The sequence below is a fragment of the Pedobacter sp. GR22-6 genome, assembly GCF_037402555.1.
Classification (GTDB): Bacteria; Bacteroidota; Bacteroidia; order Sphingobacteriales; family Sphingobacteriaceae; genus Pedobacter.
Genome location: NZ_JBBEUC010000002.1, coordinates 1,166,882 through 1,191,317, shown reverse-complemented (window position 1 = coordinate 1,191,317; position 24,436 = coordinate 1,166,882). Strand labels below are relative to the sequence as shown.

Here is a 24,436-nt window from a genome sequence, read left to right as displayed (position 1 = left end):
GAAAATAAGTTCCTTTGGAAAATGCCGTACCTCTTGTGTTACAAATTCATCAGGATATGTAAATTTATATGCTGAGATTGGATAATAGGCGTGGTTTGATTCCACGTCTCCGGAGAGATAGCGTTTTGTGATATTAATCCGCTCATCAGAATAAGTGACAGTATCATAAATTGGGATTACTTTAAAATAAATGGTGTCGTTTTTTAGCCGCCAGGTCCCGCTCGACCACCTATGTATCAAGCAAAATGTCACACGGAAGGTAAATGTGGAATCTGGTCTGAGTTCGAGCGAATTATTCGATAATTTATACTTGCCAACTACCCCACTTTGCGCCCATAAAGAGCATGGTACTTGGGTAATAATGGCTAAGAGTGTTACCAAGAAGAATATAGAGCGCCTGTTCGGTTGCATACCTAAATATAACAAATCTTTTAACACTCAGGAAATTCAGAGCAATTTAGATCTTGTGATTGCATTTAGTTTATGGCCGGTTCAAATATAGTATGCCTTTCCGACCATGCCATTCTTTCAGGGAGATCTTGGTTGCAAAGTTCAATATGAATAACTCTCCTCCTGCTGTTATTGGTTGTACGGTTAGAACTGTGTAGCAACAACGGCTTCATGATCATTACACCTCCCTTTTGCACTGGGCAGATATGTTCTGACTGTTTACTCCAATCGATCGCCTCCAAGCGAGCTACCTTTCTTAAATGCGATCCGGGCACGACTTTTAAAGCGCCATTATTTTCATCCGTATCATCGAGATGGATTCTTACAGTAAAGCTGTTTTCTAAGATATGTAAAGGTGGTTGCACGGCGAACTGTCCCTGCTTTACAGTCCAATTGGTAAAACCCTCCAACTCCAATCGCTGATCTACGGAAATTGTAAGATCCTGATGGTAAGAAACAAACCAATTAGATTGCTCCGGCTTATCAAAATAGATTGACTTGACCACAAAGTAGTCTTTACCGAACAGCTCTCCAATCAGTCCTTTAAAACTATTATTAAAAATTAAGCTGTGGATATCCGGTACTTCCTTCAAAAACTGCCGGATAGCAAAGAGGTCTGCAGATCTTCTGAAGGTAGTATTCGAGCCGTTCGCATGCGCTATTATATCGCGAATCTGCTGGATTTGATCATCAGAAAAGATATCATGGATGGTTGTGAAACCCTCGGCCTCTATTTGGGATTTATGCTGCTTCATGATAAGGGTTTTAGTTATAGGTTTATACAACCATTTTTACATGGAGGCTAAAATAGTAAAACACAAGATATTTGGAGAGAGATTGCTTGCTTAATTGCCATCCTTATAGTGTATTATATAGATTGGATACTTCTGGCGTCATTTATGCTAGAAACGCCCAGCATCCCTCCACTATGAAAAAATTAATACTCTTTACCTTCCTCTCCCTCCAAGTTTGTGCATTTGCACAACAGAAGAAAAAAGCAGACCGTTTTGACACGAAGATCAGGGAAGCTGAGGGTGACCTAAATGGTGACGGTCTTGCAGACAAAGTAATCCTGAGCATGGATACTATAGCTGCAGACGTCCCCCTGAGATTGCAAATATTTTTTGCTCAAGCGAACAGAACGCTGAAACTGGTTACCTCAACTACTCAGCTCATTGAACCGCAATACCCCAACGGTGGAAAATACAGTGGTCGACAAATTCCCAATTTTGAGATTGAAAAAGGAAAGTTGATCATCATATCTGATACTGGACATGGTCAATCGCTACACACATTCAAATACCAGAATGGAAATTTTGAACTCGTTCATTTTTTTAAAGTTTACTGGGACGGTAAGAACACCACTACTGAAACTGATTTCAATCTGCTGACCGGAATGAAAACCCTGAAAAGTAAATCATTGGGCTCAGAAAAAATCAACAACCAAACGAAGTCCAAAGTGCTGATCAGGCCCTTACCTAAGATCCAGGACTTGGTCGCATTTGAGAATAAGCCTTATTATTAGCTCCCCCAATATAATTTACCCAAGCCCCATAATTTTCTGCGATTCCTTTGCAGATGAGTCTAAGCCCTATCCAGCGTCAGCCCGTCTCCGCTCCGTCTCCTCTCCGTCTTTTCTCCGTCAATAGACGGTGGGGAGGCGCTTCGGACAGGTGAATGGTAAAGTAAATACCTACACTCACCTTTATCTCATTTGCATTACTGAATTTTTGTGATAATAATTATCTTAGCTGCATTTACCATTCAAAAATTAACCTTTCAAATAACATATGAAAAATCAATTGACACTCTTTGCAATCTGCGCATTGTTCGGTTTGCTCATGAACAGTTGCACAAAGGATAATGAACAGGTTTTTCCTGTAAAATTTTATCCTGAAAGCATTGAGGTTAAGTCCGCAGCAAGGATGTTCAGATCCACTGGCGAGGTGAAAAACGCAATGGAGATTTCCACTGCATTAAACGGAACACCTTATTTTTCGCTCGAAAAAGAGCCTTTTGATAAGAATGAGCTTGCGCTGACTTTTACTACTGAAGATTCTGTAGTCATCGGCAATTCGGATTTGAAATTTTCTGTCAAAAGAGATGGCAAGCAATTTCTATTCTACTCAAAAGCGACAATTCGTGTAGACGCGGATCCTCGCAATCCAAATGGCACTACCTTGTGGCATTTGCTTAAATATACCTATAACGGGGTACCAATTTCCCGATGGAATACAGCACTTACTAAAGAAACCAGGGTTGCGTACGGTAATTTTAAAGAGATCAGACTTTCTGCAATGGCTTACCTCATCCTGAGATCATCGCAAGGAAGTGTCTCTTCAAATAGTGGCCTAACCTTCAACGAATTTAATTCAGAATCCGCTACGAAACTACAGCCTGATGAGACGGTGATTGTAAAGGAGTACGAATTGGTACTGAGATCGCGGTAAATTGGGCACCTGCCGGAAGGAGAAACTCAACGAACTTAACCTATCTTTCTTTACTTCTTTTCAATGGCGTAACAATCCATAAATCTCGCTATCAAGGAACTTACCTTCGAAGTAATAATCTTCCCGAAAATAGGCTTCTTTGATGAAACCATGTTTCATCAGCAACTTCCTGGAAGCCTCGTTGCCGGGATTGATATTTGCACAGATGGAATGGAGATTTAATGTATTGAACCCAAAATCAATCACCGCCGCTAAAGCTTCGGAAATAATACCATTTCTCCAGTAATCGGGGTGCAGCATGTAGCCCAGTTCAGCCCTATGGTTGTCTAGATCTATACGCCAATAACCCAGATTTCCTATCATCTGATCGGGATGATCTTTTAGCGTTAAAGCCCAAATTACATTCATGCCTTTATGGAAATTTTCATTGATTGTTCGGATGACTTTCTCGGAATCGGCTATTGCGGCCGGTTGCGGTCGGTCAATGTACCTCATCACTTCAGGATTGGTTCGAAGTTGAAACAAGGCGACAGCATCCTGAGCAGTTTGTTTCCTTAACAATAATCTGTTGGTACAGATTTCAGGCTGATCATGTAACGTGAATTTCAACATAATGAGTTGTAAAAATAAGTGCTATAAAAATATTGAATTAAAGTTCAAAACATTTTATTTTCTTAACATACAAATTATATTTTTGCAACTATACCCACTCTAAATTGATAAGGATAATTATTGCCCCCATTTTGGCTCTCTTGCTGTGTGGCTTTTCTGGCTATGCCCAAATAAATCTAACGGCTGTAGACGCTGGCCCGTATACACCAGGTTCTGATATTGCTGCACTTTTTAGCACGGATGTTTCAAGTAACATGAAACCCGGAAATAAGTATACGCTCTATTTGTCTGACCCTTCGGGTAGTTTTGCAACCGAAGTAGCCATAGGGGAATTTAATGGTTTCTACAATACTTTTGTGAATGGGCGCTTACCGGCTAATTTGCCGCCAGGAATGGGTTACCGCTTACGTATAAAATCAACAAGTCCCGCTTTGGTGAGTAATGAATCCAGTCCATTTGTGGTAAGAACCGGTGCCCTTGTACAAGCAAGCCTATACAACAGAAACCTCCTGAATGCTGGGGACGACCAGTTGATCGGGTTTTGCTCCGGACGAAACAACTTCAATTATAACCTGGAAAATCGCTCTACATCGGGTGCAGAAGTGAGCGCATCATTCAAAAATGAACTCACATCTGCACTACTCCCCAACCTCAATTTCGATATCTCGGCCAAGACATTTACCGCCCAGCTTGCACATTACACCGTCTTGGTAAAGGCGGTATTGAATGGCAATGTCGCAACCCGTGCCTACATGATTGTGAACAACAGGGCCACTACGGCATTTGGTACAGCTGGTACAAATGACGTGTGCTTAGGAGGTGATGCCTTGCAATTTAATGTGATCGTGGCTGGCAACGATGGGATCATCAACAATTATCCAGGTCTCAGCTATCGGGTAGATTGGGGTGACAATACCAACACCGTATACACCATCAAGGACATCATGGCCAATGACAACAAGGTAGGCCATAACTACACGCGTACAGCCTGCGGCAACGTCATCAACCTTGGGAATACGACAGTTTACAATGCATTCGGAATCAGCATATCCGCACAAAATGCTTCCTGCGGGACTGTCGGCACGCCAATCTCTACTACTGCTAAAGTGAGTGTACGTCCGCAGAACAATTTCAGCATTTCCAATACCACCTGCTTGAACACACCTACGGTCTTTACCAATACTTCTATAATCGGTGATAATCCAGGTGCAGATCAGGCGGGCTGTGTGCAGAACATCAGTACCTACACCTGGTATGTAGATGGAAATGTGGTACCGGGTGCTATAGATAAACCAAAATCTTTCAACCTAAGCTATCAGTTTAGCAGTCCCGGCAATCATACGGTTACGATAGAAGCTACCAGTAATGCAGCCTGTCCGCCCGCGCCGGTTACCAAAACAGTATGTATACAACAACCTGCGGTGCCGTCTTTTACACTCAATGGAACTGCAACTACTATCCAACTTTGTAATACCAACATCCTCACGCCACAGAATACGTCCTTCGTAGACAATTCCGGCTGCGGCACCAACACCTACCTCTGGACAGTAAGCGGTGGCTCCTCTCCTGCTACATTTGTGGGTGGGACTTCGGCAAACAGCGCACAACCGCAAATTAAATTTAACGGAACGGGCGAATATAAAGTCAAACTGACCATCAATGCGCAGAAATGTGGAGAAGTAAGCAGCGCAGAACAGTCGGTGATCGTAACTGCACCCCCGGTGGCCACATTATCTGCCAATACGGTATTGTGCAACCTTGGAACATTTGATTTCAACACCAATACAGGACCAACACGGACAATCCTAAGCGGAACTCCAGACATCGCACTTACTCCGAATACCTATACCTGGACAGTCACCGGTGGCGCGGCCAGTTTCGTCAATGGCACGACAACCAACAGCCGCTATCCCCGCATCCAGTTTAGCGAATTTAAAACCTATACGATCAAAGTAGTGCACCAGAACGGATGTACGGCCGTAGAAGATGAGCAAACGATAGAGTTCAGACCAGCACCCATAGTAGAGGCTGGTACTCCCGCGGCCATTTGCTATGAAGGAACAGTAGCTCTGAATGCGAGCCCGGTTCCGGGTTACACTGCACAGTGGGTCGGTGGAGCGGGCACATTCGCTCCCGATAGGTTCGCTCCCAATGCCGTATATACGCCTGCTCTGGCTGAACGAAACGTGGGAGGGCTCAATTTACGCTGGCAGATCAATACTGCACTTGCAGCTCCATGCAATGTCGTGTACGACATCGCTTCTGTGGTCATCAACCCCAGAAACCTCATCAACACAGCTACTGAAAAGATCGTTTGTTCTGATGCCAGCGTGGACTACCTGCCTGCCAGTAATGTCAGCAATAGCACATTCCGCTGGACTTCCATTGCCAGCACAGGCATCACAGGTGCGACTAGGAGCGGCACGGGCCAGATCAATGACCGGCTAATCAACACCAGCGCGAGTGTAGCGGGAACGGTAAAATACACTATTGTGCCCAGTGCCAACGGTTGTTCGGGTGAAGCTTTTGAACTTCTGGTCATTGTAATGCCCCGGCCCATACTTACTGCCAGTGCAGCTAAGGCTTCCATCTGCAGTGGCGAAAGTTCTGCCATCAGTCTAAGTTCCAATCTGACTGATGTAAAATACCTATGGACGGTAAGCAGCAGCAGTCCAAACATTACAGGCTTTGCAGCAAACAGTACGGCCATAGAAGTTTCGGAGATCAATGATCGCCTGGTCAATACAGGAAATACAGCTGGTGTGGTTACTTACCGCATCACTCCTATAGCCAGTTCCGGCTGTCCGGGCACTGTCCGGCAGATTGCCATTACCGTTCATCCGCCCGGTACCATTGCACAGGCGGGCGCCGATGAAACGATCTGCAGTAATGCTGCATATGGACTTGAGGCCAATATTCCCGAAGGGACAAGTACAGGTAGATGGACACTGGTATCCGGCCCCCCGGTCACCTTTACAGATCCAGGTAAATACAATACAACCGTAAATGGACTAGTCGGTGGCAATACCTATACCTTCAGGTGGACCATCAGTACGCCAGCGGGCTGTGCAACATCTGATGAGGTGATCATCACCAACCTATCCGAATTGTCTAACACAGATATCTCTGCCAATACAAGTCCGGTATGTAAGGGGCAGGAAATTACCATTATCGGGGAACAGCCAAGGGGTGGAAATGGTTCCTATAGTTATATCTGGGAACAGAGTACTGATGATGGAGCCAGCTGGGGCTTAATGAGCTCTGAAATCGGTAAAGATCTGGTGACCAATGTCAATGCAAGCAGCATTTACAGAAGAATCACGCGTGGCGGAAGTTGTACCTTACTGAGCAATTTGATAAAGATTCAGGTACTCGATCCTTTGGGAAACAACAACATCAGCCTATCCAACAGTTCATCTGCCGATCAAAGTATTTGTTTGGGTACTGCAGCTGCAGCCATGAAGGGAAGTATACCCAGCGGCGGAAACGGGATCTACCTGTATCAGTGGCAGCAAAGTACTGATGGTGGTTTGCAGTGGACAGACATTGCAGGTGCTACTGCAATTGATTATACAGCAGGGGTAGTACAAATAACTACTGCCTACAGGCGGATTGTGCGCAGTACCATCTGTACAGGTTATACAGAATCTGTCAGCAATACGGGCACGCTCACTATTAAAGTTCATGCGAAGGCCGAGTTCAATGCCCAAAACCGCGAGGGTTGCGCACCCTTTGTGTTGGATGCTTTTAAGGTAAAAGCTACACATTATGCCGACCGTAATGCCATTTATACCTGGTATGCAAACGGTCAGAAAATCGGCGAAGGGCTCAATTTTCCCGGATACATCATTACTACCGACAAAACAGCGGTGGAAATCAAACTGCAAGTGAGCAGTGCCCAGGGCTGTGATCCTGACGAAAGTACCATGACCTTCAAGACCTACGAGAATGTAAGGGCTTCCTTTAGTCAGAGTCAAAGTTCAGGTTGCGGTCCCATATTGGTGACCTTCACAAATACCTCTAACATCACCAATGGGGTAAACTTTGTCTGGGATTTTGGCAATGGACATACCTCTACGGCCGTCAATCCTGATCCGGTAAACTTCCTGCAAGACCCGACAGGTAAGGACAAAGTTTATCAGGTTACACTTCGCGCCAGCAACGCATGTGGTTCCAGTGTCGTCTATCAAAGCACCGTGACTACGATGAGTACACCGGTGTCCATATTCTCTCCCGGCAGTACGCTGGGCTGCGCTCCCGTCAACGTAGCTTTTACCAACACTTCACCTGAAGCCAGTACGACGACCTATACTTATGATTTCGGTGATGGAAAAGCTCCGGAAGTGTATACAGATAGAAGAACGGTGACTCACGAATTTGACGCGCAGGGAACTAAAAAGTCATATACCATCCGGATGACTGCGAAAAATGAATGTGGCGAGCATACCTCATCACATACGATCAGCATCCTGCCCAATCTCCTTCGTGCCGAATTGGTGGTCGATGCCCAGAACAAACAAGGCTGTGCACCACATACTGTTCAGTTCAGCAACAACAGCAGTGAGGCTACTTCCTATACCTATGATTTTGGAGACGGAAGTGCCCCTCAGCTTTCCAACACTGCCCCTGAAAAGATTACCCACACCTTTAGACAACCCGGTATCTACACAGTAAAGCTGACTGCGAGTAATGATTGCGGCAGCCTGAGCACAACGGAAGTGATTACGGTGATTGCGCAGCCTGCTACACTTTTTAGTGTCGACCGTCCAATTGCTTATCCAGGGTTGAAACTGAAGTTTAGTAATAATACAACTGGTGCCATCAGATACCGATGGGATTTTGGAGACGGCAGCAGTTCGACCGAGAAAGATCCCGAACATGCATTTGAAGAATTGGGCAACTACCAGGTAAAACTAACGGCAACTAACGTAGAAAACTGCCCTTCTACTTATCAGATGAACGTTTTTGTAGATGGAGAGCCGGGATCACTGTTTGTACCCAATGCATTTATGCCAGGTAGTGAAAATACCGAATTCAGGTTGTTTAAGGCCAAGGGCACCGGAATCCAGTCCTGGACAATGATGGTCTTCGACAAATGGGGCACGCTGCTTTGGCAAAGCAATAAACTGGAAGATGGAAAGCCCTATGAAGGTTGGGACGGAACCCATAACGGGCAGAAAATGCCGGAAGGTGTCTATTTCTGGAAAATAGATTTGAAACTGAGAAACGGTTCGGAGTGGAAGGGTGTAAGCCTGAATTCGGGCAGTCCAAAACGTACCGGAACAATAAACTTGATCAGATAGGAAATGAGGAAGAGCCTACTATTGACATTTTGCATCCTGTCTTTTACAGCACAACTGTATGCACAGGACCATATATACTCACAATTTTTTAATGCGCCAGTCTATTTAAACCCGGCCTTGACGGGCCAGTTCGAAGGCGATATCAGGATGAACCTCATCTACCGCAACCAATGGTCCGGACTGGGCGGCGACCTCTCCTATCTAAGTGCATCAGCAGACCTCAACATTCCAAATTTTGGTGGAGGACTGGGTTTGCTTTTCAGCAGGAGTAACGAAGGATCGGCATATCTGCGCAAGAACAATCTTGCTGCTACCTATTCTTATAGTGTAGGAGGTGACGATTTTGTCACCTCATTTGGCATACAAGCAGGTATGGCATCCAGACAGCTTGACCTCAATAAACTGGTATTTTCGGATCAGATTGATGCCTCTACAGGTTATATACCCGGCAGCATCACCAATGCACAACTTCCTACGGTGAATACCCGCAGCTACTTTGATGCCGGCGCAGGGGTCAATATGGTTTACCGTAATTTTATGGGAGGCATTGCCTTGCATCACTTAAACAGCCCAAACGAGAGCTTTAGTGATGTCCAGGATAAATTGCCGATGCGCATGGTTGCCAATGCCAGTTGGCGGATTACACTCAATCCGCAGTTTAATTTCCAAAATGATGACGGTGTTTACCTGATTCCATCTGTCGTATATTATCGGCAGGCAGCTTCCAGTTCCGTCAGTATGGGGGCCCAGTTCAAATATTCCAGTGTAAATATGGGATTATGGTACCGCACGAGCGGGACCAGCACAGCAGACGCGGTAGTGGTCTCTTTCATTTTCGATATTTTCAAAGGCAGTAAAAATGGAGAAAAGCTTCGTCTGGGCATTAGTCATGACGCGACCACATCAAAAATCAACTATACGAATACTAGCGGAACAACAGAAGCGAGTGTAGGATTTGAGAAGTATTTTCCCAATAGCTCTTCTTATAGTAAGTTTAATGGGTTAAGGAGTTACGATTTTTATTAGTGCAGATGATTTAGCCCTAAATCCCCTTTAAGCATAAATTTGATTCAAAATGCCTAAACTTTGAGACGCTCGATCAAGGTTCTGGAATAACGCTGCACATTATTTTTTATAATTTAGTTGGAGTATAAAACCATAACCACAATATGAATCTCAAATTTTTAATGATTGCCCTATGTTGCCTCCCATTTGGGCTCGATGCACAGGAAGCGAAACTTAGAGAGAACCCTTACAAAGAACTTTCCCTCGGAGCTATTAAACCCAAAGGATGGCTCAAAGAAATGCTCATTCGACAAAAAACAGGTTCTACAGGCAGCCTGGATAAACTGTATCCGGCGGTAATGGGCAACCGCAATGGCTGGCTCGGTGGCGACGGAGATCAATGGGAAAGAGGCCCCTACTGGCTCGACGGCTTATTGCCTCTTGCCTACCTACTTAACGACAAAGAACTCATTGCAAAAACAAAGCCCTGGATAGAATGGGCGATTAAAAGTCAACGCCCTGATGGCTACTTCGGTCCTTCAAAAGATTATCCGTATGAAAATGGGATACAGCGCGACAATAGCCAGGATTGGTGGCCGAAGATGGTGGTACTGAAAGTATTGAAACAGTATTATTCTGCCACTAATGACCAGCGCGTCATCAAATTGATGAGCAACTATTTTAAGTACCAGCTTAAGGAACTTCCTGCCAAACCACTAGATCACTGGACCTTTTGGGCAAAGTACCGGGGTGGTGACAATCTGATGCTGGTATACTGGTTGCACAACATCACCAAGGAACCTTTTCTATTGGAACTGGGTGACCTGATTCACAAACAAACCTTTGATTATACCAATGCCTTTGCCAATACCAGATTATTGGAAACTAAAGCCAGCATTCATTGTGTCAACCTGGCTCAGGGTATCAAGGAACCGATCATTTATTACCAGCACCACCCGGAACAAAAATACCTGGATGCCACAAAAAAGGGTTTTGAAGACCTGATCCGATACAATGGAATGGCACATGGAATGTATGGTGGTGATGAGGCATTACATGGCAATAATCCGACCCAGGGCTCTGAATTTTGTTCGGCGGTAGAGATGATGTTTTCTTTGGAAAGTATGCTGGAAATCACCGGTAATGTAAATTTTGCAGATCAGCTGGAGAAAATTACTTTCAATGCCTTACCTGCCCAGGCCTCAGATGATTTTGTGACGCATCAGTACTTTCAACAGGCCAATCAGATCATGGCTACCCGTAAGACCAGAAATTTTGAAGTAAACCATCACGGTACAGATGTTTGCTACGGCGTGCTCACAGGATACCCTTGTTGCACTTCCAACATGCATCAGGGTTGGCCTAAATTTACACAAAACCTATTTTACGCTACCGCGGATAAAGGAGTTGCAGCCCTGGTTTATTCGCCAAGTGAGGTGAGCATGAAAGTCGCGAATGAAGTGCCAATCAAAGTAATCGAAGAGACGAATTATCCATTCAATGAAAACATTAAGTTTACGATTAGCATTCCAAAAAAAGGTTCAGCTACATTTCCCTTTCACCTGAGGATTCCTGCCTGGTGTAAAAAGGCAAGCATCAAGATCAACGGTAGCCTATTTAAAGAGGAAACCGGCAACCAGATTGCAAAAATCAACCGGGAATGGAAATCAGGAGATGTGCTGGAGCTCGTGTTGCCGATGCATATCTACAAAAATACCTGGCAGGAGAGTTCTGTTTCTATAGAACGAGGTCCATTGGTATACGGTCTGAAAATCGCTGAAGATAAGCAATACGTAAAAAATCTAACTGACCCACAGGAGTATGGAGATGGATATTACGAGATAAAGCCCGGCACTCCATGGAACTATGGTTTATTGAATGTCAGAAACGATCAATTGGCGGCGAACTTTACCGTGGAAAAACAAGAGGGTGCTCTTTCGCTGTACCCCTGGAACCTGGAAAACGCGCCAATAAAAATCAAAACGAAGGCGAAACGGATTCCGCTGTGGCAGGTTTACAATGAAATGGCCGGCCCACTTCCCTTCAGCACTATTTTTCAGATGGAAACCGAAGATAAAGTAGAGGAAATCACCCTGGTACCGTATGGTTGTACCGAGTTGAGGATCTCTCAATTTCCGGTAATCAGGTAGAAATGTTTTCGTGAATTTCTATTTTGCCAGGCAGTCGTGATTGGTGCTTTCTTTAAATGCCAGTAACTTTCCGTAGTTCTTCAATATGGGCTGAATGGGTTTGCATTCGACTTCTTTATTGGCAATTTTATCCGGGTTCGGAAGATCCGAAGACTGCGAACGCTTGCTGTACTTTTTCTCGAGGCAAAGCAAAGCCTTGTTTTTGCTGATGTACAAACGGTTTTCGGTGATGTCGTCTTTAGTAGCACCCTCTGCGGCCTGGCCAGCCTCAAAACTCCAAACTATGCTATTGGTGTGAACGAAAAAAGACTATCCTGACGAACAAAGTACTGGTCTACTGCTGAAAAGTGGCTATATTCATTAAAACTATGCTTAATCAGCGCTAGCCTTCCCTGCTCTGAAAAGTAAGTAACTGTTCCAGTCCTTTCGCCTTCACAATCGTATTTGAATGATACAGAATCTAAGCGCTTACGCTGCAGTTTATCGTTGATTGCTGCATAAGCATTTTTGATCTCGGAGACGGAGCTAGGATTAGAATGTGATTCAACGGATTCAGTCACAACTGAAACAGAATCTTTTTGGACAGGATTTTGCACCGTGCTATTCTGCGACTGTCCACAGGCCAGGAGTAACAGGCAACAGGTGGTATAAATGTAGTTTTTCATTTTTGAGGTTCTATACAGAATCGCTTTAGCGAAATAATTTCATTAGAAAAAGAACACCAACAAGAAGAATTTGTTTAAGGCATAGCAAATGAAAGTTAAGCGTTTCCTACGGGAACGCTGCTGGCAGCTATAACCAGCCAATTCTGATCAAACTTTTTCCAGGTTCTGAGAAACCGTACCCTGCTTTCGAATTCAGCTCCCTGATAGCTGCCGACAATATGTTTAAAAACGGAAACTACTGCCAGGTCGTCAAAAACCGTAATCTGCTGGTCTGAGGTAACAATTTCTGAGAAAGTAAGTTCAGCACTTAGATGAGGAGCGAGGTCTTCCGATTTACTCACGAGCATCCCCAAATGATTGATAAAAATAAGTTCTGCATGCAGCAATTGATCTAACACCGCCACGTCGCTATAAAGGATAGCGTTAATTAATCTCTCTTCGAGTTGGATAATCTGATCGATCATATCTTCTTGTTCTAGCCCCGGTTATTTGCTCAGAGAACATCCGATGAAAGGAAATGTTTTGAGACTAATTTAAAAAGGGCAATCTCCAGATTTGATGCTTTCGATTGCCCTGATAATACCTGATCTTATTTTTTAGATGCCTTTACATCAATGCCGATCTCGATATCCTTACTGATCATCCATTCTGCAGGATCAGCTCCGGATGTACCAAATTTGATTCCCCAATCTGCACGGTTGACGGTAAATTTAGCCAGTACTGAAACTGCATCTCCCTGCATTTCAATCTTGGCAGGAAAGGTTAGGTTTACCGTTTTTCCAAGTAGCGTTAAGTTGCCGCTTACGGTTTTATTTGCGCCCTCTACAGCGTCTTTTGCCGTACCGGGTGCTAAAGTGGCAACCTGGGTAATCTTAAATTCTGCAGTCGGGTTTTTTTCAACATCGAAAAAATCGGCGCTTTTTAAATGAGCTTCCAACTCCGTGTATTTTTTATCTTTCTCGGTTACAGATGCTGAATCAACACGGAGAGACTTCATGTCGATTACAAAGTCACCAGCGGTAACTTCATTTTCTGCAACTGACACTTCACCGGATTTAATCGACAGTGTACCCCACCGTGGTGCAAATCCACCTTTATGAAAGGCCTTCCAGTTTACTTTTGAACTCTCCAGGTTTACAGCATATACATTTCCACTTTTTTCTGCTACCTGCTGTTCTGTGTTCGTCGAAGCATTATTGGATGAATTTCCACCGCATGCTGCGAGAAAGAGGACAGCACTTGCCAGCACACCTACACTTAATTTTTTCATTTGATTTTGATTTAAAGGTTTAAAACTATTTCATTTTCTTGCTCAACCATTGTACCACATCTGCAAATAGTTGTGAATTAGATGCCAGATTTATTATTCCAGAATGAAATATACCTTTAAAGCAGGTTATTTAATGACATTATAGTATTCCTGATCGCTCAGGGTTTTTCCGTTTTCCCAATTGATGTATTTGTTTTGAGTAATGATCAAACACCTGCTTTCTTTCTGCTTTGAAGGCAGTCATCATTTCTTCTGCCTTCTTGCCCAATTTTACATGGTTCTCTATTAAAGATAAAGTAATTTGCTTTTCTGATGATACCATAAGTAAACCCAGGGTATTCATAAAAGCTAGAATTTCATCTTTTAACAAAAGATAGCTATCAGATAATTTGATCGGATTTCCGGTTAATCCCACAGTATTCGGAATTGTTTGGGACAGTTTTGCCACTGATTTGATTTCTACTTCAAAAAAGTCCAGTTCAGATAACCACTGTTTACCCATAAGGTAAAGCTCCTGTAGTTCGGTGTCCAGTTGGTTGTTTTCTATTGAGTTATTCATGGCTTTAAAATATAGTTTAAGAATTCACAGCTTTTATTCAGCTAAAACCCGACAACTGCCTCAATCACATAACCTTTAAACTTTCCACCGGAACGCAGATCGGCAGCAGGAAAGTCCTTATATTTTTGTACTACATATTCAGCTTTCATCAGGATGTTTCTGGTCATGAACCACCCTGCAGCACCTGCAATACGGTCTATTTTCACATCAGCATTGTAAGTAACCGGACCGGCACCAGATCCAAGGGCATTATTAGCGAGTCTGGCAGAAACGGTGTTATATTTCAAACCGATGAAGAGCTGTTCGTTGCTACCGAATCTATAGACACCGTCAATTGCAAATTGTCTGGCATCCCTCGTATCCGTTTCCTTTGCGGTTCTACCCGATGCCAATTCATAAGTTCCGAAAAGTTCAGCACCTTTAATTTTTAAGAATCCATTGAACATTAAGGCATTTACTTTTTTCGTGAAACCCGGGTTGAACCTTCCGGAGAAGGCCATTGCCGTAGATTCAGAAATGGTATTTGGTTCCATTACAAATTGATAATTTGAACCGGTGCGGTCGCCTCCAAACAAGGTATTGGCTCCTCCACCCTGATTGCCATAGTAAGATCCACTCAGCCTTAACCTGATGTCGGGAGTCAACTGTTTATCCAAGCCTCCTTTCATTAATAGAGAAGGAGATTTGGTATAATCTCCATCTGGATTTGCCGCTACAGTAAGCGAATCAATATTTCCTTTGATCATACCACTGCTCATTCCGATCAACCCAAACAATCCGTTTTTCCTGAGCATAACCTGACCACCTATTTCAGTGGCGAAAGCATCCATAATATTGTTTTCCATAAATGGATTGTAAATGGTATTGCCACCATCACTCCTCCGGTAGTGGACATCGCCGTAATCCAATTCATAGTGCCCGATCCTGATTGTGGCAATTTTCATTAGCTCTTCCCATAACTGGCCTTCAAATGGAAGTTTATCAAACTGAATATAGCCGCCTTTAACCCACACTTCGTTGTGGTGTCTTGAAGAAAGATAATTGGTGATGTTCAAGCGAATTCCGTCAGCCAGCTGTACGTCCATAAACAAATTGGCTTGTGCAGTCATAAAACCAGGCGTGATGCTCCTTAGCCTGTTTCCTGGTGTTCCTACAGCACCAATATTGTTGTTTAAAGCACCTGGGTTTTTATGTTTTAAACCCTGGAACTGCTGAGTGAAGCCAGCGCCAAATTTAAGCTTTAATCCTTCGAATGTAGTGAGTGTATCTTTTGGGTCTTCAAAGACATTAATCCCGGTTTGATCGTAAGCCCTTAGGTTGTTAATTTTCTGAAATTGAGCCTTGCTGAGCAAAGGGAGTAAACACATGGCCATCAATGTCATTGAAGACATCAGGCGGTTTATTTGTATAGCTTTCATGATATTAGGTATTTTACGTTCTAAGTTTGAGCATTACTTTTTCAGATTGAGGCTGAAGCTGATATCGAGATCATTACCAACTTTCATAGCGCCCAACATAAAGCTGGGAGGCTGTATACCATAGTCGGTGAGCTTTATCTTTTCCTCGCCGGTACACAACAGGCTCTGATCTGACTTGAGTTCAGCCTTGACCTGCAACTCTATTATTTTGGAGACACCAGCAATCGTTAGCGTACCTTTTGCGTTGATCAGAAATCTTCCTTTCTGAACGTTAGTAATGGCAGCCTCCTTCAGTTTGAAAGTAATTTGAGGATAACTATCGGCTTTGATGGCCTTATAGGTCCTGTTATTCATGGATTCGCTCTCGCTTTTCAGATTTTTTGCGTTGACACTGAAATTGAGTACCGTAAGGCTTCTTGGAACACTTTCTTCAGCGCTAAGTGCACCAAAGCTAGCTTCGCATATTGGATTTTCCGCGCGCATTGTCCAGTCATGTACATTTGATTTGCCAGCGATTTTTATAATATTGTCTTTTGAACTGCTGAGCTTATAAACCACCTGAGCCTGCAGCTGGCTTAGCGACAATGTACTTAGCACAATAGATAGTAAAAGTTTCAGGCGGTTGGAGTATAAGAGATTTTTCATAACACTTTGATTAAATTATTTAACCAAAAGTAATTAAACCAAAAGGAAGACAAGATGAGGAATGACACTTAAATACATGATCCTCATCACCTTATTCAATTGATCAAGGATTGAGTTTTCCGAGTAATATACCTGCTATCACCGCCTGAGCAAATCCATATAAAAACCAACTAAGAACCATAAATATGGTAATGTCGAGTGAACTGAAAGTAATCCACATAACCGGGAGTAAAGACACCATCGCATAAATAAAACCGAACTCAAATCCCCTAAGGATGAAATGGCCTTTCAATAATCCTTTAAAACGGTCCCAAAACCAGGACAATGCAAAGCTAATGACAAAAGCATGCAGATAAAACAGGCCATCTCTGTTGCCTTCTGAATTAAATAATGGATTATTGTAATCTATAAACAGCGTTGGAAAAAATCTGATTCCAAGATATAAGCAGCCATAACTTAGTATAAAAAGGAAGGCTCCGGTAATGATACCGGACAGGATAATCTTTTTCATTTATTGGGTATTAAGTTTCATAGTAAGGAGAAATTCAACAACGAGTTCATTATTCGTTTTAATCATACCGCCCAACTTTCTTGGCGGGCTGATATTGAAATCAGAAAAATTAACCTGTTTTGTTCCGATCAAACGAAGATTTCCATTGGCGAGCGTAATGTACCTGTAGTCTACTTCAAATCTCTTCGTAGTCCCGGCCAGTTCAATGGTGACTGCTCCCTTCAATACTCCTTCTTTTATATCCGGATCAGGATATTTGCTCAAATTGAGAAAGTGAATGATGATCCTGGGGTATATCTTAGCTTTAAGGGTTTTTCTTAAGTCACTGGTCATGACTGGATTGTGGCAATCAAAATTTTGCACATCAAGAGACAATGAGCCGCTCAACTGCAGTGGTTCATTTTTTTTTCTGTAAAACAGCAAGGTATCCGGCCTGGCATATTCCGGAATTATACAGCTGAATTTATTAATATTGGTACTGCCATTCACCTTGAGCGTACATTCTTTAGTCAATATCCATTTTATAGGATCGGCAATATTACCAGCCATTAACCTGGATACAGGAATGAGTGCCAGCATAAACATTATTATAATTTTGAGTCTTTTTACCTGGTCATTCATAGCGATGAAAGAATAGGTAAATGTTGACTTTATATCATTAACGCCTAATGCTTAGTATCATTTATAGGCATGACTTTCGTCATTCTTTAATCAAAGTGCGCATCACTGGTATTTGTTCACATAGTCCTGCAATCCGCCCCTCATTCCAATGCCCACAGCCTCGAATTTCCATTCTCCATTACGACGGTAAATCCTTCCAAATTCTACAGAGGTTTCGATGGAAAAATCTTCTTCCAATTCGTACCTCATAATTTCTTCTCCGTCTGTATCGATAATGCGAACAAAAGAGTTTTTTACTTGTCCGAAATTATGCCTGCGTGCGACCGCTTCGTGTATGGTAACAACAATGCACAGTTCGGTTACTGCCGGATTGACGATGGTAAGATCTACATTGATAGCTTCATCATCTCCTTCTCCCTCTCCCGTCAAGTTATCTCCTGTATGAAGCAATGCACCATCAGGAGAGCTTAAGTTATTATAAAACACAAAATACTCATCGGCAATTAGTCGTTTATCTTCTCCGAGCATAAACACGGAGGCATCTAAATCAAAATCATAACCACTTGCCGATCTATTGGTATCCCATCCCAGTCCGATTGTAAACTTCGGAGCTTTCAAATTTTCGCGCTGTCCTTTTTGTAAATTGATTGCCATGTATCTTAAATTTAATTTTCCATCCTTGCACTCCAAACATTGAAGTGGGAGATGCTATTGCAATGAGTGTATCGATTCATTCAAATATTAGGAAATAATCTTTAAAAACATAACCGGGTTAATTTTTGTCTATTTGGCAGGGGGAAATTATGAAATGTAACTACGGGTGATCGGCTTGAGCACTAATCTTTAAAGAATATGGGGTTGGCATTTGTGTCGTCAACCTACTGACTATTGCTGATGATGTGTCTTACAACCAAATCCAGTTCATCGGCCGACTGACTTAGGTAACTCAACAACTGGGACTGACTATGCGTATCAAATTCTGCATCTTTCAATAGCTGGACTAAGCTCATGATTCTTGCAAGTGGTGCCCTTACCAAATGAGATTGAGCGTAGGCAATCTCCTTCAACCGGGCATTGTTTTCTTCGATCTCACGGATGTACTCCACGCGCTCTGTAACATCCTGCATCGAGCCGATCATCCTGATAGGCTGACCACGCTCGTCAAATATGAGGAAACCACGATCCAACACAAACTTATAGGTTCCATCGGCGCAGCGAAAGCGGTACTCGCTATGCCAGCGGGCTTCTTTTTGAGCGACCTTGTCGGCAATCAGGCCAATCATCCGATTCAAATCTTCAGGATGTACATGCTCATACCACCAGCTATAGGTACCCAGTGGGTATTCATAACCAAACATACTGGTTACATTCGGATTCCAGGTAACTTCTCCGGTCAGCATATTGTAATCCCAAATGGTATCGCTGGTTGCCTTGGCTACGGCATTGTAGCGATCCAGATGTTCTTTGTTTGCTTGCTGTATTTTTTTGCTCTCCGTAATATCCAGGCATGCCCCTATCATTTTTAGCGGTTCTCCATGCTCATCACATTTCAATGTGCCCCATGACCTGAGGTAGCGAATCTCCCCGTCCGGACGTACAATCCGTTCTTCGAATTCAACGTCCTGTTTATTTTGCAGGACGCTTCCGATGATATGAGCTACACGATCCCGATCCTCAGGATGCAGCATTCCCTGATAACCTTCGAAAGTGGCCTTAAATTGAGTCCGATCTATTCCGTAAATATGAAATAGCGTATCTGACCAACTCACCACATTATCCGGGATTTCCCAGGACCAGTTTCCAAACTGTGCCAATTCCTGACCCTGTGCCATAAGTTGGCTATTTTCAGTGATCATTTCTTCATATTGTCGGTTTTCCAGAATCACTGCCAATACAGAAACAACCCTTTCTATGATCTGCTGCTCCTGTTCATCGGGCCCTGCCAATTCCTTATAGTAAATAGCGAAGGTACCCATTACTTCCCCAGAGGAATCAATGATGGCATGCGACCAGCAGGCACGGTATCCGGCCTGAAGCGTCACATCTTTGAATGGAGCCCAGCGGGGATCTTTGTCCACATCAACTACGATCACTGTCTTTTTGAGGTAGGCTGCTGTCCCACAAGACCCTACAGCAGGTCCAATTTCGAGCCCTTCCATTTGATCCAATAAGGCGAGGGGAAGTGATGGTGATGCCCAGTTATAGAGGCATTGATTTCTCACGCGCATGACTGAGCAGGTCATTCTTGGAAACAACGATTCTACACCGGATACATAGGCCGACAGCACTGCTGTTGTCGAAGTACTGCTTTTCGCATAGAGCTTCATGATGTCACTCTCCAACTGATTCAATTCATTAAAGAATTGTTGCTCTACAAGATGAATCGAGGTGATGTCCACCGAACTCTGAACAATGTGAGTGAGGTTTCCTTCATTATCAAACAATGGATAAGTATCTATTTTCCAATAACATTGACCGGAAGAATGATCAGCCCCGAAAGCCATGTCATACCGATGTTTTTCAATTTGAAATGGTTTCTGTTCTGCAATTACATAATCAAATGCATACTTTATTTTTTGTATCCTGGTACCATCATCATCCAGATTCATAGGAAAAGCTTCAAAAAAAGGCAGTCCAGCCACCTCTTTATTAGAAACAGAAGTTAAATTGATGAATGCGTTATTTACAGCGACTATGGTAAAATCCGGCGCATCAATATTCAGTAACACACTTGGCATTGGCAGGCAATTAAACAAAGTATCTATTTGTTCCAATGACATTCTTTTGTGTTTCACATGAATAGCAACTGCAAGATAATTTTTTTTCTGAAATTATCTGCCCGATCATAGGTTTGAAGTGCTTAATTCTTTTTCAAGATGATCGTAGTCGTAGTGTTCGACAATGGAATCTCGTAAGCATTTTTCGATTTGTTGAATCCAGACACTGGTTTATAGCTCCCTTCTATATGCAAAAAGGCCTTTTCTGTGTACTCATCTGCTGCGGCAAGGTTTAAGGTAATTGCGTCTGCCTCAGGATTAAAACTGATTGAATTGATCATCCCGGCATCCAATGTTAGCCAAACCTGAAATGGCGCAATAAAAACGGCTGACCGGGCTGCCGTAGTCATTTGTACTTCGATTTGCTTGCCTTTATGTGCTAAATTGCCTCCAAACACCAACCATCCGTAGACCGGATCATTTACGATATAGGTAGCGGTGTTTACTGCATATCCATAGAAATTGGAACCGTAGTCGCCGGATAGTGCATCAATCTTAAGCGTAGATGGAAAGGAATGGAAAGCGGCTGGTCCGAAGCCCTCCTCTGTAATGTTAGCAACTGAGCCCATTAAACCTCCATAACCAACCCTTAGTAAATATAGGTCATCCGGACGGTTTCTGAAAGCCTTTAACACAGGAATGGCATTCAAGCCAGAACCATAGTGATGCAACTGACGCTCCACCCGTGCCAGTTTTCCTCCGTATAAAAAGTCCCAGTAACGACGGGCACTGCCGTTATACCCCCAGTGCGGTAAAGTGGGCATATAGCCCAATATGGCATTTAAAGTGACCTCTGCTTTGTCATGGAAATTAAAATAATCAGACCACATATACACCTCTTCCTGACCAGTGGAATCCCAGGGCATTTCACTACCAAAAGGATAATTCAAACTTCGCCAGTGCAGTGCCCTTTTTTTCATGGCCTGCTCCAGACGATCTGCCATTTCTATTAAACCCTCGTTTTTCAAGTCATTGAGGATGTATAAAAAAACGGAACCTTCCATTTGTCCGTATTGCGCATAATGAGGAGCCAAATTGACCATAGCCATTCCGGTTTGATATGCACTTTCCAGATACCATTTCCAGTCTCTTTGGGTAACCAGGCCCTGGTGGTAACGCGCTAAGCGGTAAAGTACCCAATGGGCGGCAGCTACATGCGGATAATTGTAGGAGCGACCAAGTGAATTCGCCTCCTTTAATGGCCATGCTGCCCAAGTTTTATAGTTGACGTTGGCACTATAAGTTCCCTGAGGCATAACCGAAGGTTCGTAATAAAACAAGCTCTTTTTTACACCATATTTCGCGGAATCGGCACTGATTTGCAGGTTTCCCCAAATGGTCTGATTTACAAATTGTTCAAGTTTGAGCAACTCTGAATGATCCGGACTGACCAACTGCTTCATTAAAGCTCCCAACCAGCTGCCAGCCCCGCCTTCATCACTCAGACCTGCGATCCAAGCCCTACTATCCTCAGTTACAATCTTCCTGGTGTCATAGTCGTAACTCATCACAGAAGGCACACGTTTAAATGGGTCATCCTGATCAGTATACCACTGTTTCGTAGTCAGAAATTTTCCGAAATCACCCACAAGTTCCGACTCAGGCTTAATGACTTTATAATGTATTGTTTGTATTGTCCCGTCTGTATATTTTATGGTCAACCTCGACCTACCCCATTGCCTTCCGTTTACCTGGAAGGATTTCAACCCAGATTTCAATACTGCCAACTTTTTAATCGTCAGTGCCCAGACAGGATACACTTCCATCGACTGCACTGTTTTATTATAATCAAGGAACAATTTGGCATCTACATCCTGTGGAATCACGTAACCAGGAATTCCAACCGCTACAGGCCTGCCGGCTGTCCTCAAACTCTGTTCAATTCCACGAATGTCAGGCGCAATAATAAATTTCAATCCATATTCACGGGAGTCCCCGGGTTTTAGGATCAAGCTACTTGGCTTATTCCATGGTAGTGCATTTTTCCAGTCACTTTCCACATGAGCTCTGGTCAGAGGCATCCACTCATAGAACCCCTCAAAAGTAGTTCCTCTGGGACTCGGATCGTCCAGAAGTGGACTGTAGGCCTCAAAAGGTGTTTTGCCATCTGGCAAAACCAGGAGAACAGGTCCTTTTCCACTTAAGCGGGTAACTTGCAGATAACCAGCATCTGCACCGATATATGGATCATAAAATACATTTCGGGCATGGGCATCATCCAATGTTTCATCATGCAGAATGTTATTGAAAATTAAAGGTATGCCCAGGGATCCGATCTCAATCTCCGACTTGGAGGAATTAGTGATTTTGAACTTCAGCACGAGAACACCATTTTCCTGCTCCCATGAACGCTCTATTGCAAGCGGAATATCTAAAGGTAAAGTTGGTTTCAAACTTGCAGCAGCGAGCGTTTTATCTGTAACTGGAAGTGCTGTAACTGGAGCCCTTTTTGTTGCTGAGCTGAACTTTTTCCATTCCCCTCCTTTAAATCTAAGCCTAAGGTTGAGGTCGCCTAATTGGTAAAGACCATCACTACTTCTACTTTTCAGAAATTTCTCAGGGCTATAGTTGAAGCCGGTATCCGCAAGAGGTACCAATCCGGCAAGGGTTTGGGAAGATTTTAATAATTTAACTTTAAAATTGCTGGTTTTAAAGTTCATATATCCCTGTTCAATGCCGAGGGTTGCGGGTCTCTTTGAAAGCTGATCCCATGGATTTTGTGCCATTGAAATTTCGGAGACCAAGATGGCTAATGCTACTAAACTAATCGAAATGTGTTTCATTTTTAACTGCTAAAGCAGCATAATTTACGCAAATTAGCCGCTTAGCTTCAGTTCTCGAACGTTTAGGTTAAGATCATGCTACACTTTGCTAATATCTAGTATTTCACTGTACTACCTGCATCGTCTTCGAGGTTGCTTAGCAGGCGGCTAGCCAATGACCTCATGCTTCCTGGAGGATATCCGAAATATAACCTGTAACGTTTTGAGAAATTAGCAAGCTCAGAGTATCCCAATTTAATTGCTACCTCTTTGATCAGCAAGCCCCGTCTGATCAGGTTAAATGCAGCCTTCATCTGTGCGTCCAGAATGAGCTCCTGGACATTCATCTTAAAAGTCTTCAGGCAATAGCGCCTCAAGGCCTTTGGTGAAAGGTGAAAAAACTCTGAAATTTCATTTACACGAGGTATGGTTTCGCTGGCTACCACTTCAATAATACGGTCGCGAACTTCGTATGCAATCTGCTTACTTGGCCTTTTCAGTTTAGAAACTGGCTCTACAAGATGCTTATTGTATTCTATAGCCAACCTGTTTACAGAATGAAACAATGTTTCTTCAAGATCAATTTTATTGTTCAGCCTGCAATGGATGATCTTTTTTAAATGCTTCCTTGAATAAGGACTCATCCTGTAAGTACGAAATGACTCATAGATGGCATCCTGATCTATCAGTAAACGATTAATTTCTACTAACTCATTAAAGACACTTTTCATTTGCTGAATCCATTCTGGATGGAGAACCAGACAAATCACTTTCAATTTGCCTGGTTGGAGCGTCCATAAATATTTTCCTGCGGGCAAGGATTGTGCAAAACATTGTCCGCTCGAAACAACAACTGTATCTGAAGAACCGGGTATTTTAAAATTCAAAGTGCCCTCCATCACATAAGTCAAAACTATGCAATGCTGCTTGACCTCCATATTTACTACGAGCTTTCGTTTGACCGTTGCGGTGACTTGTTCCAGATAAAATAAAAAGCCTTTATAAAATTGTCTGAACAAGTTCAAATGCGCCGAACGGATCAATTTAGACTCAGCATAGCTAAGTCGGTGCTGATCAGATTTGGGACGACGCTTTCTGATGTTGAGCCTGGGCTTGATTTCATCAGGCGTTTCAATAATAAAAAGCGGGTTCATAAGCATAATAACATGTTCGGATCAATTTCACAGGTGCGGTAATCGCAGCGTTCCCGTTTTGAAGTATCATTTAATGATAGTCTT

General features: G+C 43.2%; 20 protein-coding genes. 5 read left to right on the top strand and 15 right to left on the bottom strand.

Annotated features, from left to right (window positions below; translation table 11 throughout):
- Positions 1-476: 476 nt before the first annotated feature.
- Complete coding sequence (locus tag WAE59_RS12660; RefSeq protein WP_337856331.1) at positions 477-1,205, bottom strand: phytanoyl-CoA dioxygenase family protein; 729 nt, start codon at positions 1,203-1,205, stop codon at positions 477-479.
- A 173-nt stretch (positions 1,206-1,378) separates the two neighbouring features.
- On the opposite strand from WAE59_RS12660, the gene WAE59_RS12655 reads away from it, so the two are divergent.
- A complete protein-coding gene (locus tag WAE59_RS12655) occupies positions 1,379-1,975 on the top strand; it encodes a hypothetical protein (protein WP_337856330.1) in 597 nt (198 codons plus the stop codon).
- Positions 1,976-2,240: 265 nt separating this feature from the next.
- Positions 2,241-2,900 (top strand): hypothetical protein, encoded by a 660-nt coding sequence (locus WAE59_RS12650; protein ID WP_337856329.1) that lies wholly within the window; start codon positions 2,241-2,243, stop codon positions 2,898-2,900.
- Positions 2,901-2,960: 60 nt separating this feature from the next.
- On the opposite strand, the gene WAE59_RS12645 is transcribed toward WAE59_RS12650, so the two are convergent.
- Positions 2,961-3,512 carry a GNAT family N-acetyltransferase gene (locus tag WAE59_RS12645; protein WP_337856328.1) on the bottom strand — a complete coding sequence of 184 codons (552 nt, stop codon included), beginning with the start codon at positions 3,510-3,512 and terminating at the stop codon, positions 2,961-2,963.
- A gap of 254 nt (positions 3,513-3,766) precedes the next feature.
- Here WAE59_RS12645 and WAE59_RS12640 point away from each other — a divergent pair, with 254 nt between their 5' ends.
- From WAE59_RS12640 to WAE59_RS12630, 3 genes are all read left to right on the top strand, one after another.
- The gene (locus tag WAE59_RS12640) at positions 3,767-8,815 is read left to right on the top strand and encodes a PKD domain-containing protein (RefSeq protein WP_337856327.1); all 5,049 of its coding nucleotides are present in this window, start codon (positions 3,767-3,769) and stop codon (positions 8,813-8,815) included.
- 3 nt (positions 8,816-8,818) lie between these two features.
- Complete coding sequence (locus WAE59_RS12635; protein WP_337856326.1) at positions 8,819-9,841, top strand: PorP/SprF family type IX secretion system membrane protein; 1,023 nt, start codon at positions 8,819-8,821, stop codon at positions 9,839-9,841.
- 143 nt (positions 9,842-9,984) lie between these two features.
- On the top strand, positions 9,985-11,970 hold the full coding sequence (locus WAE59_RS12630) for a beta-L-arabinofuranosidase domain-containing protein (RefSeq protein ID WP_337856325.1): 1,986 nt from the start codon (positions 9,985-9,987) through the stop codon (positions 11,968-11,970).
- An 18-nt stretch (positions 11,971-11,988) separates the two neighbouring features.
- On the opposite strand, the gene WAE59_RS12625 is transcribed toward WAE59_RS12630, so the two are convergent.
- The 13 genes from WAE59_RS12625 to WAE59_RS12565 all read right to left on the bottom strand — a co-directional run bounded on the left by WAE59_RS12625 (position 11,989) and on the right by WAE59_RS12565 (position 24,352).
- On the bottom strand, positions 11,989-12,186 hold the full coding sequence (locus WAE59_RS12625) for a hypothetical protein (protein ID WP_337856324.1): 198 nt from the start codon (positions 12,184-12,186) through the stop codon (positions 11,989-11,991).
- Between the two features lie 65 nt (positions 12,187-12,251).
- Positions 12,252-12,635, bottom strand: coding sequence for a hypothetical protein (locus tag WAE59_RS12620; protein WP_337856323.1), 384 nt, complete (start codon positions 12,633-12,635; stop codon positions 12,252-12,254).
- 95 nt (positions 12,636-12,730) lie between these two features.
- Positions 12,731-13,099 carry a nuclear transport factor 2 family protein gene (locus WAE59_RS12615; protein ID WP_337856322.1) on the bottom strand — a complete coding sequence of 123 codons (369 nt, stop codon included), beginning with the start codon at positions 13,097-13,099 and terminating at the stop codon, positions 12,731-12,733.
- A 125-nt stretch (positions 13,100-13,224) separates the two neighbouring features.
- The gene (locus WAE59_RS12610) at positions 13,225-13,905 is read right to left on the bottom strand and encodes a YceI family protein (protein ID WP_337856321.1); all 681 of its coding nucleotides are present in this window, start codon (positions 13,903-13,905) and stop codon (positions 13,225-13,227) included.
- A 139-nt stretch (positions 13,906-14,044) separates the two neighbouring features.
- Positions 14,045-14,407 carry a hypothetical protein gene (locus WAE59_RS12605; protein WP_337856320.1) on the bottom strand — a complete coding sequence of 121 codons (363 nt, stop codon included), beginning with the start codon at positions 14,405-14,407 and terminating at the stop codon, positions 14,045-14,047.
- Positions 14,408-14,505: 98 nt separating this feature from the next.
- Positions 14,506-15,882: a hypothetical protein gene (locus tag WAE59_RS12600; protein WP_337856319.1), complete on the bottom strand. Its 1,377-nt coding sequence runs from the start codon at positions 15,880-15,882 to the stop codon at positions 14,506-14,508.
- Positions 15,883-15,915: 33 nt separating this feature from the next.
- Positions 15,916-16,527 carry a YceI family protein gene (locus WAE59_RS12595; protein WP_337856318.1) on the bottom strand — a complete coding sequence of 204 codons (612 nt, stop codon included), beginning with the start codon at positions 16,525-16,527 and terminating at the stop codon, positions 15,916-15,918.
- A gap of 103 nt (positions 16,528-16,630) precedes the next feature.
- Positions 16,631-17,038, bottom strand: a complete 408-nt coding sequence (locus WAE59_RS12590; protein WP_337856317.1) for a hypothetical protein — start codon at positions 17,036-17,038, stop codon at positions 16,631-16,633.
- Positions 17,039-17,617, bottom strand: coding sequence for a YceI family protein (locus tag WAE59_RS12585; RefSeq protein ID WP_337856316.1), 579 nt, complete (start codon positions 17,615-17,617; stop codon positions 17,039-17,041).
- A gap of 144 nt (positions 17,618-17,761) precedes the next feature.
- Positions 17,762-18,313: a TerD family protein gene (locus WAE59_RS12580; RefSeq protein WP_337856315.1), complete on the bottom strand. Its 552-nt coding sequence runs from the start codon at positions 18,311-18,313 to the stop codon at positions 17,762-17,764.
- Positions 18,314-18,537: 224 nt separating this feature from the next.
- A complete protein-coding gene (locus WAE59_RS12575; RefSeq protein WP_337856314.1) occupies positions 18,538-20,439 on the bottom strand; it encodes a PAS domain-containing protein in 1,902 nt (633 codons plus the stop codon).
- 80 nt (positions 20,440-20,519) lie between these two features.
- Complete coding sequence (locus tag WAE59_RS12570) at positions 20,520-23,219, bottom strand: DUF5695 domain-containing protein (RefSeq protein ID WP_337856313.1); 2,700 nt, start codon at positions 23,217-23,219, stop codon at positions 20,520-20,522.
- Positions 23,220-23,314: 95 nt separating this feature from the next.
- Entirely contained in the window at positions 23,315-24,352 is a 1,038-nt protein-coding gene (locus tag WAE59_RS12565; protein ID WP_337856312.1) for a helix-turn-helix transcriptional regulator, read from the bottom strand.
- Between the last annotated feature and the right edge of the window lie 84 nt (positions 24,353-24,436).

What these genes read in the sequence shown, in the direction of transcription:
- WAE59_RS12660 (WP_337856331.1), bottom strand. Translation starts at nt 1,205, where the DNA reads ATGAAGCAGCATAAATCCCAAATAGAGGCCGAGGGTTTCACAACCATC.
- WAE59_RS12655 (WP_337856330.1), top strand. Translation starts at nt 1,379, where the DNA reads ATGAAAAAATTAATACTCTTTACCTTCCTCTCCCTCCAAGTTTGTGCA.
- WAE59_RS12650 (WP_337856329.1), top strand. Translation starts at nt 2,241, where the DNA reads ATGAAAAATCAATTGACACTCTTTGCAATCTGCGCATTGTTCGGTTTG.
- WAE59_RS12645 (WP_337856328.1), bottom strand. Translation starts at nt 3,512, where the DNA reads ATGTTGAAATTCACGTTACATGATCAGCCTGAAATCTGTACCAACAGA.
- WAE59_RS12640 (WP_337856327.1), top strand. Translation starts at nt 3,767, where the DNA reads ATGAAACCCGGAAATAAGTATACGCTCTATTTGTCTGACCCTTCGGGT.
- WAE59_RS12635 (WP_337856326.1), top strand. Translation starts at nt 8,819, where the DNA reads ATGAGGAAGAGCCTACTATTGACATTTTGCATCCTGTCTTTTACAGCA.
- WAE59_RS12630 (WP_337856325.1), top strand. Translation starts at nt 9,985, where the DNA reads ATGAATCTCAAATTTTTAATGATTGCCCTATGTTGCCTCCCATTTGGG.
- WAE59_RS12620 (WP_337856323.1), bottom strand. Translation starts at nt 12,635, where the DNA reads ATGAAAAACTACATTTATACCACCTGTTGCCTGTTACTCCTGGCCTGT.
- WAE59_RS12615 (WP_337856322.1), bottom strand. Translation starts at nt 13,099, where the DNA reads ATGATCGATCAGATTATCCAACTCGAAGAGAGATTAATTAACGCTATC.
- WAE59_RS12610 (WP_337856321.1), bottom strand. Translation starts at nt 13,905, where the DNA reads ATGAAAAAATTAAGTGTAGGTGTGCTGGCAAGTGCTGTCCTCTTTCTC.
- WAE59_RS12605 (WP_337856320.1), bottom strand. Translation starts at nt 14,407, where the DNA reads ATGGGTAAACAGTGGTTATCTGAACTGGACTTTTTTGAAGTAGAAATC.
- WAE59_RS12600 (WP_337856319.1), bottom strand. Translation starts at nt 15,882, where the DNA reads ATGAAAGCTATACAAATAAACCGCCTGATGTCTTCAATGACATTGATG.
- WAE59_RS12595 (WP_337856318.1), bottom strand. Translation starts at nt 16,527, where the DNA reads ATGAAAAATCTCTTATACTCCAACCGCCTGAAACTTTTACTATCTATT.
- WAE59_RS12590 (WP_337856317.1), bottom strand. Translation starts at nt 17,038, where the DNA reads ATGAAAAAGATTATCCTGTCCGGTATCATTACCGGAGCCTTCCTTTTT.
- WAE59_RS12585 (WP_337856316.1), bottom strand. Translation starts at nt 17,617, where the DNA reads ATGCTGGCACTCATTCCTGTATCCAGGTTAATGGCTGGTAATATTGCC.
- WAE59_RS12580 (WP_337856315.1), bottom strand. Translation starts at nt 18,313, where the DNA reads ATGGCAATCAATTTACAAAAAGGACAGCGCGAAAATTTGAAAGCTCCG.
- WAE59_RS12575 (WP_337856314.1), bottom strand. Translation starts at nt 20,439, where the DNA reads ATGTCATTGGAACAAATAGATACTTTGTTTAATTGCCTGCCAATGCCA.
- WAE59_RS12570 (WP_337856313.1), bottom strand. Translation starts at nt 23,219, where the DNA reads ATGAAACACATTTCGATTAGTTTAGTAGCATTAGCCATCTTGGTCTCC.
- WAE59_RS12565 (WP_337856312.1), bottom strand. Translation starts at nt 24,352, where the DNA reads ATGAACCCGCTTTTTATTATTGAAACGCCTGATGAAATCAAGCCCAGG.